The following is a 16,964-nucleotide window of genomic DNA, read 5'->3' on the forward strand; positions in this document are numbered from 1 at the left end:
CACAGGACAGCCCCATGGAATTCGACTTCAGCCCCGTCATCGAGTACCTGCCCACCCTGCTCCAGGGCGTCGGCGTCACCCTGCTGATCGGCCTGGCCGTCGCCGTGATATCGGTGCTGGGGGGCCAGATCGTGGCGGTCATCACCCTCTATACCCGCAAGGTCGTGAACTGGCCGCTGCGCTTCTTCATCTGGCTGTTCATGACCACGCCGCTGCTGCTGCAGCTCTACTTCCTCTATTTCGGCCTCGGCGAGCTGATCCTGATTCCGGCGATCGTGGTGGGGATCCTGGGACTGGGCTTTCACTACATGGCCTACAACGCCGACATCTTCATCGCCACCATCCGCTCGGTCTCGAGCGGCCAGTACGAGGCCTCGCGATCGCTGGGCTTCGGGCATCTGAGGACGTTGTTCTACGTGATCCTGCCCCAGGCGTTCTATCGCGCCCTGCCCCAGCTGAGCAACAACATGATCATCATGGTCAAGGACATCTCGGTGCTCTCCGCCATCGGCATCGGCGAAATGGTGTACGTCTCGCAGTACGCCATCAGCGTGACGTTCCGCCCCTTCGAGTTCTACATCACCATCGCCGTCATCTACTACCTGATCAACCTGATGATGGAAGCCGGCCAGACGTGGATCGAGCGTCGCGCCGCCTACCGCCGTTAACGAGGACCTGACATGACACAGTCGACAGAGACCCCGATGGTCGAGCTCAAGGGGGTCAAGAAACGCTTCGGTGACCTGGAGGTGCTCAAGGGCATCGACCTGCGCGTCGATCGCGGCCAGATCATCTCCATCATCGGCCCGTCGGGCTCGGGCAAGAGTACCCTGCTGCGCTCCATCAACAACCTGGAGGCGATCGACGAGGGCACCATCCTGCTGGACGGGGTTCAGGTCAACCGGCCCGACCTCAAGGGCCTGGCCTTCGAGCGGCACATCAACCATATCCGCCAGAACATGGGCATGGTGTTTCAGCACTTCAATCTGTTTCCCCATCTCTCGACGCTGGAAAACGTGACCCTGGCGCCCCGCAAGCTCAAGGGCATGACCGCCGGTGACGCCCGCGCACTGGGCATGGAATTGCTCGAGCGCGTGGGCCTGGCGGACAAGGCCCAGGTCTACCCCAGTGCCCTCTCCGGGGGACAGAAGCAGCGCGTGGCCATCGCCCGGGCGCTGGCCATGCGGCCCAAGGTGATGCTCTTCGACGAGGCCACCTCGGCGCTCGACCCCGAACTGGTCGAGGAGGTGAACCGGGTCATGAAGGGCCTGGCCGAGGAGCACATGACCATGCTGATCGTCACCCACGAGATGGCCTTCGCCCGCGACGTCTCCGACTGGGCAATGTTCATGGATGGCGGCGTGGTGGTCGAGGCCAATACGCCCGACCACCTCTTCAGCCACCCCGACCAGGAACGCACCCAGCACTTCCTGCGCAAGCACCTGGGCGCCCACGCCTGAGACGACGCTCGACCCGGCCGCATATCACCCGCGAATCGTTCGTGGCGGCCACGTTTTGACCAATAACAATCCCTCACAGGAGCCACACCTTGCACGGTACAACCGCTCACGATGCGTCCATTCGCCCCTCCTTCCTGGGGGCCGCCGTCTGCATCGGCTTTCTCTGCTTCATGATGTTCGCCCAGATCTTCCTGCTCGGAGAGGACTGGGTCACCCATATCTCGCTGATCTTCGCCATCGTGGTCACCGCCATCATCGCCATGCTGTCGGGCTTCAGCTGGCACGACATCCAGCGCGGCATCCTCTACGGCTGCGAGATCGCGATGCTGCCGATGCTGATCCTGATGATGGTCGGGGTCCTGGTCGCCAGCTGGATCGCCTCGGGGACCATTCCCTCGCTGGTCTACTTCGGCCTGCAGCTGATCAACCCGACCTACTTCCTGTTCACCGCCGTGATCGTCTGCTCCATCGCCTCGCTGGTCACGGGCAGCTCCTGGACCACCGCCGCGACCTTCGGCGTCGCCTTCATGGGCATCGGCAGCGGCCTCGACGTGCCCGCGGCCATGACCGCCGGCGCCGTGATCTCGGGGGCCATCTTCGGCGACAAGATCTCGCCGGTCTCCGACTCCACCAACCTGGCGGCCGGGGTCGCCGAGGCGGACCTCTTCGACCACATCCGCTCGATGCTCTACACCACCGGCCCCGCCCTGCTCATCTCCGCGGCGCTGTTCTTCGTCATCGGCCTGGGCTTCGACGGCAGCGGCGTCGATACCTCGCGCACCGACCGGCTGCTGGCCGGCATCCGGGAGAACTACTCGGTCGGCCTGCTCGCCTTCGTGCCGCCGCTGGTGGTGCTCGTGCTCGCCTATCGCCGCGTCAGCGCGCTGTCCGTCATGGTGATCGGCAGCCTGGTGGGCGCGGCCATGGCGGTCGCCCTGCAGGGCGTGGCGATCGGCGACATGATGAACTTCATGAACTACGGCTACGTGTCCCAGACCGGCATCGAGTCGGTGGACAGCCTGCTCAGCCGCGGCGGCCTGCAGGAGATGATGTGGACCATCTCGCTGGGCTTCATCGGCCTCAGCCTCGGCGGGCTGCTGGAGAAGACGCGCATGCTCGAGGTGCTGCTCGAGAAGATGGGCCGGATGGTCAGCCACTCGCGCGGCCTGATCGTGACCCACGTGGTCGCCTCGCTGGCCACCAACCTGTTCTCCGCGAGCCAGTACATCGCCATCATCATCCCCGGGCGCATGCTGGTGCCGGCCTATCGCAAGCTCAGGATCCTGCCGTCGGTGTGCTCGCGCACCTGCGAGGACTCCGCCACCGTGACCTCGCCCCTGGTGCCCTGGGGCCTGGGCGGGGCCTACTACATGGGCGTGCTGGACGTGTCGGCCTGGGACTACATGGGCTGGACCTTCCTGGCCCTGATCACCCCGGTCATCGCCGTGATCTACGCCCTGTTCAACGTCTTCATCTGGCGCGAGGGCGAGCGCAACGACGTCAACACCTATCGCGAGCCCGAGGTGCAGGCCGGCTGATCGAAGCCTTAACCCACGCGCCACGACAAGGGGGCGCCGTGTTCGACACGGCGCCCCCTTCTACCTTCCATGGCCACTGCTGCGGTGACGAGCCGCGCTCCTCACTGCCGACGGAGAACGCGGCAGCGGCGCCTAGCCCGCCGAGAGCGCCTGGCGCTCGAGTTCCTGCCGCATGCCGTCGTCCAGCCCCAGGGCGTGGCCCAGCTGATCGAGCCAGGCGCGCTCCATGGGGTTCTGGTCGTCGATCACCGCCACGCTGACCAGGTACATCTCCCGTGCCGCCTGGGGCGAATCGGCCTGGCGGGCCAGCGCCTCGGCATCCAGCGGCGCCGAGAGCTGCCGCTCCACCCAGTCGTGGAGTTCGGCGTCGGCCCCCATGGCGTCGATCTGCTCGGTCAGCAGGGCGCGCTCACGATCGTCGATGTGGCCGTCGGCCCGCGCCGCCATGATCACGGCCTGCAGGAGCTCCAGGCTACGCTGCTCCCGGGAGGCCCCCTCGAGGCGCTCCATGGGGCGCCCCTCCTTGGCCTCGCCGCCACTCTCTGCACCGCTATCGCCGCGCGAATTCTGCCAGGCCCTCCAGGCCAGCACGCCGACGCCGGCGATGGCGCCGTATTTCAGCGCCTTGCCGCCCATCTTGCGACCGCGCTTCGAGCCGATCAGCATCCCGAGGGCCCCGCCGCCGAGCAGGCTCTTCATGTCGACGCCGCCTCCCGAGGAGTCGCCACCGCCACGTCGCGCCCCTCCACCGGCGCTGCCGCCGAGGGAAGAGGTCACGCGATTCACCATGTCCTGGACGTCCAGGCCGCCCGTGCCCTTCTGGCCGCTGGCGGCCTGTTTCATGACCTGTTCGAGAATGCTCTTGGCGTTCATGTCGCGCTCCTTGTGAAATCGGCAAGGGCTTCGATAGGCAGAGACGCAATAGGTTTCGCGGCCGGCTCTTCTGCCAGGGCATCAGGCGGGGCATCGCGCGGCGACGGCGGCCAGGCGACCACATGCCGGGAGCGGCGAATGGCGTCGAGGACGCGAGCGAGCACGGGAAACGGGAGAAGAGACAGCGGGAGCCAGATCGCCTGGGGAAGGCGCGGGCCAAGCGGGGCGCGGATGAGCCACCACGGCGGCCACAAAGAGAGGCGGCCCCGAAAGCCAATGTACTGCACAGAAAATTCCATACATTACATGCTCAGGAATCGCCTAGCCCGTTCAACAAATTGAATTCAAAGAAGTTTTTCCCACTGGTCATTGGCGAGATAAAAAACACTCAAAACACAAAATAGCAAAATTGAGCCATTTTGTACTACCAAGATGGACCTACACCATGCCTTTCGCAAAGCGGCCCAGGGAATCTGAAAGCTACGACCTAAGCCACGAATCCAGACTGACTCAGAAATTTCAAGCACCCCCCATTGACACAAATACGGGTCTGGACGAGCAGACAGACAGATTTTGAGCTTTTGGCATAGTTCACACGGAAGGCAACAGCATAGTGCCAGACTATGGAAACACTACCTTACTATAGTTTTTATGGTTTTGAGATTCGCTCCATTAGAGCTGGCCAGACACACACAACGAATAGTCACAGCATCAGTCCCTCAAGGCACGCCACACGGTTGAGAAGCCACAATTTGGCTCGTCATGGCATCACCCCGTAGACGTTAAGTAGACTTATCAAACTGTGCGCGTATTCGTTCACTTAAACAACAACTCGACAACTGGTGTTACGTCCTCCATTTTTTCATCTGAAGAAGAGAAAACCGCATAACTGCTAGACATCAAAACCACTACCAGAATAGAAAAGTAACAAACATTCGATAAATAACCGTGAATTTTACAAGCGCCCTCCAAACTTCCAAAAACAGGATTTATCTCTTGTTTAATAATACGATCGATTTCATGAATGGCCTCATTCTTTTTAACATCATTGTCTTCTGAAAATAAATTCTGCATTGGAAACCCACCAGATCCTCCATTACCTTTCGTATCCTCGAAACACTGGTAATAGACATCTTTAATCCTACCCAATGAATCTCGTATTCCTTTCATTGGCGACTCAAGATCTTCATACTTTAATGCTGTTGCCTCAACGTAACTATCCAAGGCTTCAATTTTCCTAATCAGATCCACGTGCAAGGACCTTACTTCCTGCCTCAAACTGTATAACTCTCTAGCCACTTTCTGATAATCTCGCCAAAGCTCTTCTAGCCTAGGAACATCAGTATTTTCCACATCAAAATTCTCATGGGCACTAACCGCAGAGAAAAAACCTGCGTTCAAGTCCCTAATACAGATAGATCCTTTACCATTTTTCACCACATAACGCCTATCCCCAAGCATCTTTTCAAGATTTGACAAATGCACTAAATGGGAATTTCCAGTGATTGTTGAAAATAGAAAGCCAACATCTTCATCCACTTGCTCGTGCAACATTTCCTCAATCTTATTACACCTTCTAACCATCTCTTCTCGTGTCGCACTATTCTTGTTAGTCTCATTCACCAAATAGCTAAAGACTAAGACCACCAACCCCCCTGTTAAGGCTATAAAAGCTCCCACTTCAACTTCAACCAGAAAACTAAAAAGCCATCCAACAAGGACAGACAGAACAATAACCACAACACCCAATATACATGAAAACAACATTGACTTATTGTTTGCCCACATTAAGAATCTTGCTAGCTTGTACACTCGCCCCTCCGCAAACCCTAACTACATGATTAAATCATTGTTCAGAATGGTTAGTTCTCATTTTATCTAACCTAACCCCAGTTGCCGCTGCTTTGCTGGCTAGTCGGCATCCATCCCTGTCTACATTGACCTTCTTCCTCGCACCCTCCATCTCCAGGATGGTCTGCCCTTCGTAGTCGTCCAGACAGGCAGGAAGCGGATGGAATGATCTAGCAGGCATATCATTCTAGACCTAACATTAGACGAATCTTGACCATACCACCACCGCCGGGATTTGCAATGCGTTCAGCAAAGTGCCTGCCGACACGGGACAAAGAAGGGAGCTGACGGGGTTTGGCAGGATGGCAGCATAGTTGGACTCAAACCAACGACAAATGAGCCATGAGCCAACAGGCATCAGTTACCCCCGAAACTACCCACCACCGCTAGAGCCGGATCATTCAAACATCAAGGCGATTACACGCAACCGGGCCAGATTAGACCAGCACTTCAAACAGTATCTTGTACGCTTTCTTCTTTCTTCATCTCGTTGATATACTTACGGACAGTCGGCTGGGAGATTCCATATTGTTCTCCAATCGCCTTCTTTTTCATTCCCGACTTATAGTCCTGGCACACCACACTGATCAACTCATCCTTGGTCCTATCGCCATTACCAACCTTCGATTTCTTCTCAGGAGGGTCAATCATGATACTGTTATCGAACTCTACTTCACAGCAAAGAGCTTCTTGGATCTCTTGAGCAATTGCCATAGTTGGAAGCACCGTCACAGTTTCAAACTGTTGAGCATCACCATCTCGCATCCCGGTACGTAGAATGTGCTGTGCCATCGGATCAATGAGACGTTCAAATTTTATCGCTTCCATGCCGACTTCTGCGGGCAACCCCATAATATCGAACATCTCATACAGAATTCGACCTTCCACAGGTTCAGGGTTTCCATGAATCATGTTCACAGTACGACTATAGCTTCGATAAGTATTTAGGCCACGAACATCAAACTCGGTGATAGTCACGTTCTTATGATTGGCTTCAATGTTCCGCTTGAAACGTTTCTCTTTGACCATCCAACCATGGCACTGGAACAACAGCCGTTCACCTTTGTGGTACTCGAATGCCTTTTCCGCCAGAACCCAGCCCAAACACGTCTCATCAAACTGACCGGCATCAGAACCATCTACACAAGTCTTCATCAACAATGTACTGAAGCTATTACCGTTCACCAGAGGCACAAGAGTCAACGGAAGCTTGTAGCCCTTGAACATTGGCGTAAGCGGAGACATTTCAGGTTTGAAGCCATGCCAGCAAAGATGCTGATACAACAGAGTGTTCCACACTGCATTGCCCATCACATGGAACTCATTGGCATTCTCCACGACAGGCCTCCAATCGTTATAGTCTGCTGACTTGATGATGTAACCCTTATCTCGCTTCTCCAAAGACACACCAGCCTTTCTAGACGTCAGACCACCCAACATCACTTCTACGCTTTTCAGATCACTGCCGAGGTGGTCACGGTATAGTTCATCCATCTGGTGATCCCCTACACCTTCGGCGATTGAACATGTGCCATCATCGTGAACTTGAACTAGACCATCGAACAGTCGGTGAAAGGTAGAAAACGGCACTGTCTTTGAACGCTTACAGTTGTCTATGGTCGGCACCTCATCCACTACAACCTTCCAACCCTTGAGTTGCCTAGGATTGACATTCAACAGACTTGCATGGGTAGTGACTATATAACCATCAATCTTGTTCAGAGCATCGCTTAGGCGATCAACGGTAGAACTCTGATGTCCTTGTCTGCTATGAATCACTTCTGGATCGATACCGACTTGATGCATCCGAATAGCCACTTCATCAGCAAGGTCGATCTTGGGTACTGCTAAGAGTACGTTGTTGGTAGCCTTAGCGTATTCAATGAAGGAATGGGTCTTTCCAGCGCCCATAGGTGCTGATACAACGTAAAAGGTCTTGTTCTTCATGTGTTCTCCTTTCTCTTTATGTTCCCAACTGGGATATCAGGTGGACGTACAGCAGCACCCCACCAACGTTTTCTTAGTTCACAGGTAAAATCTCGGTTTCTACTTGGTGCTCGCCCTCCTTCTCTTCCTTCAAAAAGTGAAAAAACCCCTTAGAAAAAACAAGGATCAAATCTTTCACTTCCATGATTGAGTATTCGGGTACCGTGAAGCCGGGTATCGTTTACTCTTTCGAGGTTCATTGAGCGAGTTACGACCGACTCACACACTCTTTAATGCGGTGTCTATCGACAACAACACTCAAGACCTTCCGAGTAGAGAGGAACCAAATGAGTGACGATCAAACAACCAACCCATCACTCATGCAACCACCTTCCGGGTTAACTTCCAGAGTCCCTTCACTCAAGCGACAGCATGGAAATTGTGCGAAGATGCTTCAATCAGACGCAAAAAACCCCAGACCACCTCAAATAGAGGTTCTGGTGACCCTGTTGTACGCAGCCTTTACCGCAACGTACGGGCTTGTCTTGTGAAGGTGGTGTATAGCTATCTGGTAATGTGGGGCTGTGTATTTGCCTCACAAGAGCTATTAGACCACAGTGGGGAAGCCTAAGTCAAATTTGTTACATTGCGTAACTGAGCCTACCTTTTCACACACCCACAGAGCCCAGCGGAATCTAGATTTCTCAAGCTAGCAGGCTGATACTGGTTCACATGGTGACCGCGCCACAGGAGCGTGTGCAGGGTGATCCTGCTACCCTTCATGCACCACTCGGTGGAGTGACCACGATGACGAGACTGTGGTTGTGTGTGCTGGTAGCCGCTTCCATGGCAGGAAACGCTAGTGAAGTGACCTTTCAGACTTCGGACTCCCCCTACGGCTTCGCTCTCGATTACTGTGAGGACAAGGGAGGTCTCGCTAGGTTCACCTTCAGTGATGGCGTGTACACCTTCTCATGTGCGAATGACTTGTCCAAGCTGGTACGGATCAGCCGATAGAGAGTATTCACTGTCCCAAGGAAAGCCCCTGTGAGTCCGCCTCAGTTCTCCATGGGGTAGCATGGTTCATGATCGAATCGTCTCTCACAGAGGCATGCAAGGCGAGATATCAAGAAGTCGTCGTTTGTGCCATGTCTTCAACACTTCAACAGCATTTTCCGACAGCCAGAAGGTCTGGGACTCAAGGCTTGATCATCTCAATATACGGCTGTAGTACCTCTGGACGATATTCTTTCCCGTACCGGGTGCTAGTTATGCCGCCTGTCGAGTGACCAAGAATGCCCCCAATATGGGGCTCAGCCACTCCAAGCTGTTTCAAATTATCGGCTACCGTGTGGCGGAAGCTATGGAAGTCTTTCCGCTCTCCATCATCTATGTTCAGTTCTAGTTGCTTCCTGAGTCTACCAAACCACTTACTAGGTGTGGCGGAATATCCATGTTTGAGGTGTGCGACCAACTCAGGGAACAGCATCTCTTTCCCCTGTGCCTTTGCTGACTCGATATAGTCCATCAATCCCAACTCGATAAGACGAGAATGAATCGGCAACAATCGTTCAGACTCAGGGGTTTTCAGCCTTTGTCCTTGTTTAGTGTCCTGAATATGGACACACAAAATCCCGTTGACTGTCTTGAAGTCTGACAGGTACAGCTGGCACAACTCACCAAGTCTGGCGCCAGTGTAGAAACCTAGGTAAGGGAGCCAGCGCCTGTAGGCTTTCTTCTCCGAGTCCACGCTATTGAAAATCTTTTGAAGGTCAACAGAGGTAAACACAGAACGAAAACTGTTCGCCTTCTGGCGTTGTTTCATCTTCATTTTAGCGAATGGATTTCGGGTCATGTGCTCTTCCCTGATTGCATGCTCAAACAGGGTCGATAGATTCTTGACGTAGTTATTGTACGTCGTAATGGAGATGGTCTTCCCTGATTGAGCTATGACTTGTTCTAGCGTTTTTCCCTTGAGTAACCGGGTCACCATGGGCGGGAGCTTCAAGGCTGTGTCCCTGAAGGTTTTAGCATGGGTCATCGAGACTTCTGAAACAGGGATATCGCCAATGATGCGGATCAGCAGGTTGGCAACAGCCGCTTTGTCATCAAGGGTCTTTTCGGAGACCCCTTCGACTCTCTGGCTATGACTGTAGCTCTCCAACAGGCTGGAGATGGTGGGGCAATCACTGACAGACAGTCCCCCGGTCGCAGGGAGGTGCAGTCTCGCGGCTACAGGTTGGTTTGCAGGAACGTCATGGCTCAAGGGCGCGTCGAGGGTCAGGGTGGTGAGGTCGGGTCTTCTGCCCAGTCTTGCTGCATCTATATGCCTGTGAGCGTTCACCACAAGGGGACCAGCCCTCAGGATCGCTTCACGCTTGCTACGGGTGCGTAGGGATCGACGTATCTCTCGCTTCCCAAGCATAGGCCGCAGAGGTACAGGGATGACGATGCGGAAATGGTAGACACCCTGAGGGGTGCGGATCACGTAAGGAGGGAGGCTGCTAGGCATTTTGTGTCACCGGATTGTGTTTTTGACAGATCCAGTGGAGAAAAAGCCTTTAAAATCAATTGCATAGCCACAAAGAGAGGCGGCCCCGAAAGCCACATCCCGGCACACGCGTCCATCACTACCGTTGCTCCCTTCCGGGCCTGGCGGGGTTTGCGACTTGGCGTTGCGGGAGGACCAACGAGGCCACCACGACATGCGTCTCGAAGACGCCTCGACCGACGCGGGACACGCCCTTGTCGATCGGCGGGCACTATACCAATGTGCCTTGCCGGCAACAAGGGCCGAGGCGGGAATCGGACGCTTGATTTCTCCGTCCAATGCAGGCGTCATAGAGATCATGACAGCTGACGACAAGGAGTCCGTGTGACGAGCCCACGTGACACGACAGACAGCACCCGCCGTGGTGTGACGAGAGTCAGCGGCAAGCTCGCCGGCCTGCTCAAGACGTTCGATGACACCGTCAGCCTGCTCAGCGACGCAAGCAACCGCGCCAAGCCGGGCGTACTGCCCGACCTTCTCGATATCGCCCGACAAGTGATGCTGCAGGAGGGCGGCTGCGACGCCATCGAGCAACGCGCCCGCGCCTTCGAGGAGGCCGGGACCTTCCTCGGGTCGGACTGGGAGACGCCCCAGTACCTCGTGCCCTCCCTTACCCCGCATGCGCTGAAGAGCGCCGATCCCAATACCGTCGCGATCGAGGCGCTCAGCGAGCTCCGGCTGCTGGCCGTGGCCAAGGGTGGCTACCTGCACCCGCACATCTCGATGGAACAGGCGCACCATTACCTGACCCAGGTGATGGCCATCAATCTCTGGCTGCTCTTCGGTACGCCCAGCGAAGCGGAGCGCGAGTCACAGGGGCAGCTGGCGATGGTGCCGCGAATGCTGTTCGGCCATCTGGCCGAGCGCATCGGCTACGAACACATCATCGACCGCCTGATCGAGGAGATCTGGCGGATCATCGAGCAGCGTCCCATCCAGGTCGAGCCGGTCAAGCAGATGATCACGCAGATCGCCATCTGCCAGGCCAACCCCGACATCGACCTGGGCGCCAGCGGCCAGGGGGCCGACCGCCTGGTCAGCTCGCTGTTCGGCCCGACCCGGGCCAGCCGCGAAGACCCGGGGCTCGAGATCTACCGCGAGCGGCTGTCGAGCATGGACACTCCCGCGCTTCAGGGCGAGGCTACCGGTTTCGCCCGCGCCATGCACGACACCGGCCTGGTCTCCGCCTACCATCCGGTGCTGCTGCGCCACCTCCTGGACCACAGCGACCACCTGCTGGCGGAAGCGCTGGGGCTCTCCTCCACCGGCCGGGACTGCCTGCTCTGCTATCGCGAGCTGGTCCATGCGCTGATCCGCGGGGGCATCTATCCCGCCACGCCGCAGGCCGCCTATGGCCTGGCGCTGATGCTGGAGCGCGGCATCCTCTACCAGCCGCCAGTGGCCCCGGCGATGTGGCGCCAGCTGGGGCTCTCGCTGTCGGAGTGGTCCCAGGCGCGCCTCAACCTGGCCTTCGGCGAGACCGTGTCGCCCCGCGCCCGGCTGCTGGAAGGCGTGCTGTGCATGCTCGGCCTGCCGCTGGGGGTGGGCCAGGGCAACAACCCCACCTGCCAGTCGGCGCGCGCCCTCTCCATGTGGGCCTACAACGACCCGGACTACCTGCTGCAGATGGTGACCTGGGCGGCCCGTGACGACGACATCATCATCCATTTCGAGGGCATGCCGCTCTCCTCCATGGCGAGCCTCTCCGGGGTCGCCCAGGCACTGCCCATGGACCTCGATCCGGTATCGCTGATCGTGGTGCCGCACCTGGATCGCATCTATGCGGAGATGATCCGGCGCTGCATCGGCCGCGAAGGCGACCCGCACCGCTGGGTCAATCCGGAGTTCCACGGCTGGTGGTCGGGCCGCGGCTTTCGCATCAACGTCGACGTGGCGACCGGCAAGCTCCATGCGCTGGACGACTTCCTGCGCCACTTCTATGCGAGCTACCACCCCTACTACAACGGCAACCAGCCGCTGATCCACCCTCAGCCGGCGGGCATCGCCGTCACCGACAGCGCCGCCCGCTTCATCGGCTGGCACGCCATCACCATCCTGCGGGTCAACCTCGACCCCAGCGACGTCATGCGGGTGTACTTCTTCAACCCCAACAACGACAGCGGCCAGGACTGGGGCGACGGCATCAAGGTGAGCACGGCAGACCAGGGCGAGCGCTTCGGCGAGTCCTCGCTGCCCTTCGAGCAGTTCGCCTCACGCCTCTACATCTACCACTACGATCCCCTGGAGCGCGGCGAGCTGGCCAAGATCACCCAGGAGGAGCTGGACCGGGTGACGGGCTATATCCACCGCAGCTGGGGCAGTGACCGGATCCCGGCCGTCGGCCTGCAGGCCGACGAGGGACCCTAGCCCAGCACGCCGGGTCGCCGACCGCGATAGCCCGCCCGACGCGATGCCCTCGTGCCCTCTGGTGCGGGGGCATCGTGCATGAGAACGGCCCAACGCCGGCCTCTGGCGCCTCGAGCGCGTGACGCGATATGCCATAATGGCGCCTCCATCCACGCCCCGCCGGAGCCGCCATGCCACGTCTCGATCAGTTGCTCGTCACCCAGGGCCTGGCCCGTTCCCGCACCCGCGCCCAGCGGCTGATCCGCCATGGCCGCGTGCGCCTGGCGACGGGCGGCGCCCCGCTGGTCAAGCCCGGCGAGAAGCTTCCGGAGGCGACCGAGCTCGCCCTGGAAGAGGATCCCGAGGAGCGTTACGCCTCCCGGGCCGGGCTCAAGCTGGAGGCGCTGATCGAGGCGCTTGGGCTGTCGCTCAACGAGCGCCTGGTGCTCGACGTGGGCCAGTCCACCGGGGGCTTCACCGACTGCGCCCTGCGCTTCGGCGCGCGCCACGTGATCGGCGTGGAGGTGGGGCACGACCAGCTCGACGCCGCCCTGCGCGACGACCCCCGGGTGACCTGCCTGGAGGGGCTCAATGCCCGCGCCATGGCCGGCGACCCGCGCCTCGCGGCGGCCTTCGCCGCCCAAGGCGCGAGCGGCCCGGAGCTCGCCGTGATGGACGTCTCCTTCATCTCGCAGACGCTGATCCTGCCCGAGCTCGCCGCCCTGCTGCCGCCGGGCAGCGAGCTCGCCAGCCTGGTCAAGCCGCAGTTCGAGGTGGGCCCGGGCGGCGTCAACGCGCGGGGGGTAGTGGTGGACGAGCGCCGCTTCGCCGAGGTGGAGGCGCGCATCCGCGCGACCTGCGCCGAGCTCGGCTTCGCGATCCTGCACTGGCAGCCGAGCCCACTGCTCGGCGGCGACGGCAACCGGGAATTCCTGCTCCATGCCGTGCGCCGCTGACGCCCAGCTCAGCGCCCGGCGTCGCCGCCCCCGTCGCCGTCCCCCCCGGCACCGAGCTCGCCCGGGTCGCCCTTTGCGCCCGGTGCCGGGCGCTCGGGCTCGGGCTCGGCCAGCCGCCGTGAGGAGACGCTCTGGACCCGGCTCGCCTGGCCGCCGGCCCGGTGGAGCCAGACGTCGAGCTGATTGAAGGCGATGTCTATGCCGTGTTCGGCGAACAGCTCGCCGACCCGGCAGTTGATCTCGTCGGTGGCGAAGAGTCGATCGCCGAGGCTGTTGACGAAGATGCGCAGCTCGAAGTCGAGGGTGCTCTCCGCGTAGTTCATGAAGAACACCTGGGGCTCCGGGTCGGCCAGGACCCTCGCGTTCTGGTCCGCCGCCTCGCGCAGCAGGCGGTGCACCAGGCGATGGTCCGAGCCGTAGGCGACCCCGTAGGTGAGCACCACCCGGGTGATGGTGTCGGAGAGCGACCAGTTGATCAGCTGGTCGGTGATGAAGGTCTTGTTGGGGATGATGATCTCCTTGCGGTCGAAGTCGGTCACCGTGGTCGCGCGGATGCGGATCTTGCTCACCGTGCCGGTGAGGTTGCCCAGGGTGATGGTGTCGCCGATGCGCACCGGCCGCTCGAACAGGATGATCAGCCCCGAGACGAAGTTGGCGAAGATCTCCTGCAGGCCGAACCCGAGCCCCACGCTCAGCGCCGCCACCAGCCACTGCAGCTTGTTCCAGGAGACCCCGAGGGTGCCCAGCGCCGCGACCACGCCGCCGCCGACGATGGCGTAGGCGAGCAGCGAGCTGATGGCGTAGGCGCTGCCCTGCTTGAGCGACAGCCGCGAGAGCACCATCACCTCGAGCAGGCCCGGCAGGTTGCGCGCCATCATCAGGGTCAGCCCCACCACCAGCAGGGCGGTGATGACATCGGCCACCGAGACCATGCTGCCGAGCGCCTCGGCGGACGCCCCCTCGTCGGGCCCCACCAGGGCGACCTGCTCGAGATAGCCGAACACCGAGAGCAGGTCCGACCACACCAGATAGAGCACCAGGATGAAGCCGATCAGCAGGATCAGCTTGGAGAGGCGCAGCGACTGCTGGTTGACCTGCTCCATGTCCAGCGGCGGCTCCTCGACGACTTCCAGGCCCTCGCCCCCCTCCTGGGCCAGGGCATGCCGCCGGGCCAGGGCCCGACGGTAGGCCAGTCGCCGTGCCGCCACCGCCAGGCCACGGATCACGGCGGCCTCGACCAGAATCCAGAGCCCCAGCAGGTAGAGCGTGATGACGAAGCGGCCCACCAGGCTCAGGGCCGTGTACTCGTAGCCATAGGCGATCAGCCCCGCCAGCGCCACCGGCACCAGGGCGATGGCGAGCCCCAGCATCAGGCGGAACAGCTTGACCCCGAAGAAGGGCACGTGGGCGAGGATCAGCTTGGCCAGCACCAGGCTCATGGCGAACAGGCCGCCGAGCAGCAGCAGCAGGCCGACCGGGCGCTGGTTCAGCGCGACGGCCGCCTCGCGAGCCAGCGGGGCGATCAGCAGCACCGGCACCAGCGCCACGCCCAGCCACCAGAGCCAGCCGCGCAGGGAGGCGGCGTAGCCCGCGTGCCAATGGAAATGGCGCGTGGCCACGCCCTCCGCGACCAGCAGATTGCGCGCGCAGCCGAGCACAGCCCAGGCCAGTGCCAGGTGCAGCAGCGCCCCGCCGATGCCCTGACCGATGCCCTGGGTGCCCGCCAGCAGGGCGACGCCGACCGCCAGCAGGCAGAGCGGACCGGGCAGCGCCAGCAGGGCGTTGAGTGCCACCGCCTGAGGGGTATGCCCCTGGGAGTCGCGCCTGAGATGGCCGACCTCCCGATGCAGCTGCGCGAGCCGCGTCCGGAAGCGCCGACGACAGGCGATCAGCCCCAGCGCCGCCAGCAGGATCGGCACGCCAAATAGCGCACGAGCGCTCGGCAGCCGCCAGTTCACCGGCAGCAGGGCACGCCACTCCCCCTCGCGCCACTCGGTGGCCAGGTTCTCCGGCAGGTGGCCGAACCAGGAGAGACTCAGGGGCCGCGTGTTGGCGATCCAGAACAGCTGCTCGTCGATGGTGGCGCGCAGCGACCGGCTGGTGTCCAGCAGCTGCTGCTGGTTGAGCTGCAGGTCGATCGCCGCGCTGAGCATCTCGCCGTAGGCCTTCTCCAGCTGGTCGACGAGCTCGCGACGCGCCTGGTAGAGGTCGAGCAGCGACTCGAGCAGCGCCGGCGAGGCCTCGGCATCGGCCTCCTCGATCCTCTGGCGCGCCAGCTGCCTGCCCTCGCGCAGCTGATCGCGGTGACGGCCGAGCTCGAACTGCTTGAGGTGCAGATCGGCGATCTCGTCCTGCAGACCGGGCCGCGCCTCCACCCGGGGCAGGGTCAGCCGCTGCTCGCGGAGAATGCGCGACAGCAGCATGCTGCCGCGGACGGCGTCGATCTGCTCGTTGAGGTTGCGCTCCAGCTGGCGGACCCGATCGAACTGGCGACGCACCTCCTGGCTCTCGCGCACCAGGCGATTGGCCCGGTCGGTGGCGCGCAGCAGCTCGAGGCTCATGGTGCGATTGATCTCCCGGGCCTTGCGCACCAGGGGATGGCCGACGATGCCCTCGCCATCCTCGCTGACCGCCTTGGCGATGGCCTGTTCGGACTGCTCGCGACGGCGGCGATCCATGACCGCCTGAAGCATGGTCAGTCGGGCCTCCTGGCTGGCCACCTGGCGCTCGAGCAGCTCACGGTGCGCCTGATCCAGCTCGCGCAATTGGCTGTTGGTCTCCAGCTGGCGCTGGTGCAGCGCCAGGGTCTGCTCGGCCAGCGCGCGCTCGATGCGCAGTTGCCATCGCCTGGGGTCGTCCATCGCCACCTCGGCGTCGGCCAGTTCCTCCAGTTGGCGACGCCGCTCGTCGACCCGCTGCATCGCCTCGCCGATGGCCTGCTGGGCGCGCTCCGGCAGGGTCTGGGCGTTGAGCAGCCGCGACGAGACCTCGGCGAGCGTGTCCTGGGACGACGACAGAGCCTCCTCGGCGCTTTTGCGACGCGTCTCCAGCGCCTCGAGGGAGAGCTCCTCCAGCTCCTCGAAGGTCGCCTGCCGGTCGACCCGCTCCATCCTGTCGAGCGCCTGCTGGATCCGCTGCAGCTCCTGGGGCGCCCGCTCGACCCGCGCCTCGAGCTCGGCCAGCTGCTCCTTAACCGCGGCCAGTCGTTCCAGGCCCTCGAGGGCCGCCCGCAGCGCCTCGATATCACGCTGGGCGCCCTCGGCGGGAGTCTCGCCCTCGGCCGGCTGGCGCTCCTCGAGGCGCGCCTCGACCTCCTCGCGGGTCGGTAGCGGCTGGTCGACGCCGGCCGGCGAGGCAATCTCCTGGGCCAGCGCCGGCGTCATCGCCGTCGACGCCACCAGCAGGCACAGCAGGAGCACGAGGCCGAGGCCGAGGCACGCGGCGGCGCGGCGACGACCGGGGG

10 protein-coding genes, 1 other RNA gene and 1 pseudogene are annotated in these 16,964 nt (G+C 60.9%); 5 read left to right on the forward strand and 7 right to left on the reverse strand.

Annotated features, from left to right (window positions below):
* Window positions 1-14 precede the first annotated feature (14 nt).
* The 3 genes from C9F13_RS02685 to nhaC all read left to right on the forward strand — a co-directional run bounded on the left by C9F13_RS02685 (window position 15) and on the right by nhaC (window position 2,998).
* On the forward strand, window positions 15-668 hold the full coding sequence (locus C9F13_RS02685) for an amino acid ABC transporter permease (protein WP_108444689.1): 654 nt from the start codon (window positions 15-17) through the stop codon (window positions 666-668).
* A 12-nt stretch (window positions 669-680) separates the two neighbouring features.
* Window positions 681-1,460, forward strand: a complete 780-nt coding sequence (locus C9F13_RS02690; protein WP_425432853.1) for an amino acid ABC transporter ATP-binding protein — start codon at window positions 681-683, stop codon at window positions 1,458-1,460.
* Between the two features lie 89 nt (window positions 1,461-1,549).
* Window positions 1,550-2,998, forward strand: coding sequence for a Na+/H+ antiporter NhaC (nhaC, locus tag C9F13_RS02695; RefSeq protein WP_108444691.1), 1,449 nt, complete (start codon window positions 1,550-1,552; stop codon window positions 2,996-2,998).
* 132 nt (window positions 2,999-3,130) lie between these two features.
* Here nhaC and C9F13_RS02700 read toward each other — a convergent pair whose 3' ends face one another.
* The 6 genes and pseudogenes from C9F13_RS02700 to ffs form a co-directional block, all read right to left on the reverse strand.
* Window positions 3,131-3,871, reverse strand: a complete 741-nt coding sequence (locus tag C9F13_RS02700; protein ID WP_108444692.1) for a tellurite resistance TerB family protein — start codon at window positions 3,869-3,871, stop codon at window positions 3,131-3,133.
* An 816-nt stretch (window positions 3,872-4,687) separates the two neighbouring features.
* Complete coding sequence (locus C9F13_RS17400; protein WP_157955152.1) at window positions 4,688-5,683, reverse strand: hypothetical protein; 996 nt, start codon at window positions 5,681-5,683, stop codon at window positions 4,688-4,690.
* 489 nt (window positions 5,684-6,172) lie between these two features.
* Window positions 6,173-7,669, reverse strand: coding sequence for a DEAD/DEAH box helicase family protein (locus tag C9F13_RS17405; protein ID WP_157955153.1), 1,497 nt, complete (start codon window positions 7,667-7,669; stop codon window positions 6,173-6,175).
* A gap of 1,177 nt (window positions 7,670-8,846) precedes the next feature.
* Entirely contained in the window at window positions 8,847-9,914 is a 1,068-nt protein-coding gene (locus tag C9F13_RS02705; protein ID WP_170121121.1) for a site-specific integrase, read from the reverse strand.
* Between the two features lie 57 nt (window positions 9,915-9,971).
* Window positions 9,972-10,160: pseudogene (locus C9F13_RS17855) on the reverse strand (DUF6538 domain-containing protein); the annotation flags it as partial.
* An 83-nt stretch (window positions 10,161-10,243) separates the two neighbouring features.
* Window positions 10,244-10,340, reverse strand: an RNA gene (gene ffs, locus C9F13_RS02710) — signal recognition particle sRNA small type.
* Window positions 10,341-10,523: 183 nt separating this feature from the next.
* On the opposite strand from ffs, the gene C9F13_RS02715 reads away from it, so the two are divergent.
* Both C9F13_RS02715 and C9F13_RS02720 read left to right on the forward strand, forming a co-directional pair.
* Complete coding sequence (locus C9F13_RS02715; protein ID WP_425432854.1) at window positions 10,524-12,566, forward strand: hypothetical protein; 2,043 nt, start codon at window positions 10,524-10,526, stop codon at window positions 12,564-12,566.
* Between the two features lie 170 nt (window positions 12,567-12,736).
* Window positions 12,737-13,501 carry a TlyA family RNA methyltransferase gene (locus C9F13_RS02720; protein ID WP_108444695.1) on the forward strand — a complete coding sequence of 255 codons (765 nt, stop codon included), beginning with the start codon at window positions 12,737-12,739 and terminating at the stop codon, window positions 13,499-13,501.
* Between the two features lie 8 nt (window positions 13,502-13,509).
* Here the strand turns inward: C9F13_RS02720 and mscK are convergent, their stop codons facing one another.
* Entirely contained in the window at window positions 13,510-16,884 is a 3,375-nt protein-coding gene (mscK, locus tag C9F13_RS02725; protein ID WP_108445325.1) for a mechanosensitive channel MscK, read from the reverse strand.
* Between the last annotated feature and the right edge of the window lie 80 nt (window positions 16,885-16,964).

The sequence above is a fragment of the Halomonas denitrificans genome (assembly GCF_003056305.1).
Lineage (GTDB): Bacteria > Pseudomonadota > Gammaproteobacteria > Pseudomonadales > Halomonadaceae > Halomonas > Halomonas denitrificans.